Annotated in this window: 3 protein-coding genes; 2 read left to right on the forward strand and 1 reads right to left on the reverse strand. The window is 41.1% G+C overall.

Features of this window, described 5'->3' with window-relative positions:
* Positions 1-292: 292 nt before the first annotated feature.
* Entirely contained in the window at positions 293-1,171 is an 879-nt protein-coding gene (locus VIM88_RS07810) for an AraC family transcriptional regulator (protein WP_331862333.1), read from the reverse strand.
* 244 nt (positions 1,172-1,415) lie between these two features.
* Here VIM88_RS07810 and VIM88_RS07815 point away from each other — a divergent pair, with 244 nt between their 5' ends.
* On the forward strand, positions 1,416-2,876 hold the full coding sequence (locus VIM88_RS07815) for an NADP-dependent isocitrate dehydrogenase (RefSeq protein WP_331862334.1): 1,461 nt from the start codon (positions 1,416-1,418) through the stop codon (positions 2,874-2,876).
* 115 nt (positions 2,877-2,991) lie between these two features.
* A partial coding sequence (locus VIM88_RS07820; RefSeq protein WP_331862287.1) for a sodium-dependent bicarbonate transport family permease occupies positions 2,992-3,309 on the forward strand: 318 nt, incomplete at its 3' end.

The raw sequence follows: 3,309 nt of genomic DNA on the forward strand, positions 1-3,309 counted from the left end.
ACTGAAAACGGCAGATGAAGCGAACGATCTCCTTAGCAACAGTTATATATTTACCGTGTGCGAAGAGGAGAAGTTCGCAAAGATGATAGAGAAGATCAGGTCTTTTATCAACAAATATGGCGGTAAATGCATCGTCAGCGATGCCCAAGTGTTGTTAAATCTAAAGAGGTGACGATAACCTTAAGAGACTCTTTCTGAAGATTTTTTACAATATTTTTTAGAGGTCTTTACCTCTCCCTATACCGCACCTGCATCTGCCTTTGTACGTGTGTCAATGTAACGCAAGCCAGGCCTAAAACTTGATCGACAAATAAAAACTGATCGAAAATTCCTGATCTTCATTAAGATAATGGTTCTTGTGATAGATCGCATACGGTGGTTTGGTGGTGGTCTGATACTCGCTTTTGGGCAGCCACTCGTGATAGACCCAGTGGATGAACTTCAGCAGGTCCCCTCTTTTCCCTTCAAAATCAAACTTGGCATAGACACCCCCTGAGATATTGAACTTTGGCAAACGCTGCTCTTCTAACTCTTTTTCTTCATTCGGTACTATGCATGCGACATAATGACACTCTTCCAGGGGTGTGATGGTTGGATTGTCGTGGAAAAGAGACATTTCTGTATAGTCCGTTAACTCATTCTGGTAGATCCATGTTTGAATTTTTTGCCATGTGAGTTTTGATTTGTCGTACCCATAGCCTCTGTGGCGGATATAATAGGCGCTCTGCTGCGGCATCTTGACGATCTCAGGCTGGATTCGCTCAAAACTGGCCGTGGAAGCCTGTGCCTTTGGTGATTGCAAGAGTATGTTTTGTGAATACAGCTTATAGCCGCCTTTTCTCCACTTGTTCGGTGTCATGGAAAAACGCTCTTTAAATGCACGGATGAAAGAGGTTTGGGAACTGTAGCCACACTCATTGGCTATTTTAGAGATCGTGGAGTATTTATTGGTCAACAAAAGATTAGAGGCCTTTTGAAGACGAATGGATTTAATGCTTTCATAAATATTACGTCCAAACACTTCTTTAAAGATCTGATGCATATAAAATTTATTGATCTTGAACTGATCGGCAAGCTCATCGATGTTGATCTCGGTATCTATATGCTTATAGAAGTAGAACATCAGGTCATTGGATATTTTTCTTTTTTTATCTAACGTTTCTTGTTTCATAACATAATCATACAAATTTAAGATAAATATTTTCTTAAAAATGGATAACTTATAAAATAAAAAAAGATAATTAAAGCAGCAATATTGGTAAAGAGTTTGATCCTGCAAATTCATTATAATGCTCGAAATTTTTCTGATGGGAAAAATTGGTTCAGGAAAATCTAGAAGCATTAGATTGAGGTGGAAGCTGCAAAGATGCAGTTTCTAGGAGCGTGTATATTTAATTATCATAAAAGGAATAAAAATGGCAAAGCAAACAATTACAGTTGCAAGAGGTGACGGAATCGGCCCTGAGATCATGGATGCAAGTATCAGAGTACTTGATGCAGCGGGTGCTGATGTAGAATGGGAGCATATTGATGTGGGTGAACAAGTGTATCTTTCTGGTAATACTTCCGGTATCGGTCAAGAAGCTTGGGATTCTATCAAGAAAAACAAAGTACTTTTTAAGGCACCTATCACAACACCTCAAGGTGGTGGATACAAAAGTTTGAACGTTACTATCCGTAAGACTTTAGGTCTTTACGCAAACGTTCGTCCGGCCATCGCGTATGACCCGTTTGTACCTTCAAAATTCCCGGGTATGAATGTGGTTACGATTCGTGAAAATGAAGAAGACCTCTATGCAGGAATCGAGCATCAGCAAACTCCGGAAGTAACGCAGTGTCTAAAGATCATTACAAGACCGGGTTGTGAAAAAATATGTCAATATGCATTTGAGTATGCAAAAGCCTATGGCAGAAAAAGAATCACTTGTATGATCAAAGACAACATCATGAAGATCACAGATGGTCTTTTTGTAAAAGTATTCTATGAAACAGCTAAAAAATACCCTGAAATTCAAGCGGATGACTGGATCATCGATATCGGTATGGCTAAACTTGTAGATGCTCCTGAAGAGTTCGATATGGTGCTTATGCCTAACCTTTATGGGGATGTTGCAACGGATGTTCTTGGACTTATGACCGGTTCAGTAGGTATTGCACCGGGTGCTAACGTTGGTGATGATATTGCAATGTATGAAGCGATCCACGGTTCTGCGCCACGTCACGCTGGTCAAAATAAAGCGAACCCGTCAGGACTTCTTCTTTCAGGTGTCATGATGATGGTACAGGTTGGTCAGCCGGAAGTGGCAGAAAAAGTGCACAATGCTTGGCTTAAAACGATCGAAGACGGTATCGTAACGTATGACCTTGCCAGAAAACTTAAAGCTGCAGGTAAAGCGTATACAGAAGTGGGAACAAAAGAGTTTGCTGATGCCGTGATCGAAAGACTTGGTCAAAAGCCATCCACACTGGCACCTGTAAAATATGACAAAGCGATCAAGATCAAGAAACCTGAACTGACCAATGTAAGAAACACAAAAATGAATCTTATCGGTTGTGATATCTTTACTAGAGACGACTGTGATGCAAATACGATCGGTGATAAGCTGGTTGAGCTTACTGAAGGAACGAACATAGCACTTAAAATGATCTCTAACCGTGGTCAAAAAGTCTATCCAAGCGGGCATCCGGAAACTTTCCTTACAGATCACTGGAGATGTCGTTTCTACGCGAAAAACCAAGGTGATGTAATCAAAAATGGTGACATCACAGACATGATGAACAGAATTTCTGATGCAGGGATTGAAGTGATCAAAACCGAAAATCTTTATGCCTTCGAAGATGGTGAGCGTGCTTACTCTTTGGGACAGGGTGAGTAACCAATCTCTCACTCCTCACTAAAATAGAGGGGGAAGGAACTGCCATCACGTCAAGCAACTGCGTACTGCACCCATAGGGTGCAGTATCTGCCATAAAATCTTTAGGAGACATAAAATGAACATAGATCTCATTCTTCAAAACATTCTAAATCCACCGATATTATTCTTTCTGCTGGGTATGCTGGCTGTTTTTTTCAAATCAGACCTCTCCATTCCGCAGCCGCTGCCCAAACTATTTTCACTCTACCTTTTGATAGCGATCGGGCTTCACGGAGGCTATGAACTCTCCCACAGCGGGTTGAATACCTATATCTTTACAGCGCTTTCCCTGGCCGTTCTGATGGCGATCATCGTGCCGATTTATAGCTATTTTATTTTACGTATCAAACTGGATAACTATAATGCGATCGCGATCGCTGCGACCTACGGGTCG

Origin of the sequence: Sulfurovum sp. (assembly GCF_036568385.1) — a bacterium.
Taxonomy (GTDB): Bacteria; Campylobacterota; Campylobacteria; order Campylobacterales; family Sulfurovaceae; genus Sulfurovum.

Coding starts and splice junctions, on each gene's coding strand:
- VIM88_RS07815 (WP_331862334.1), top strand. CDS start 1,416: ATGGCAAAGCAAACAATTACAGTTGCAAGAGGTGACGGAATCGGCCCT.
- VIM88_RS07810 (WP_331862333.1), bottom strand. CDS start 1,171: ATGAAACAAGAAACGTTAGATAAAAAAAGAAAAATATCCAATGACCTG.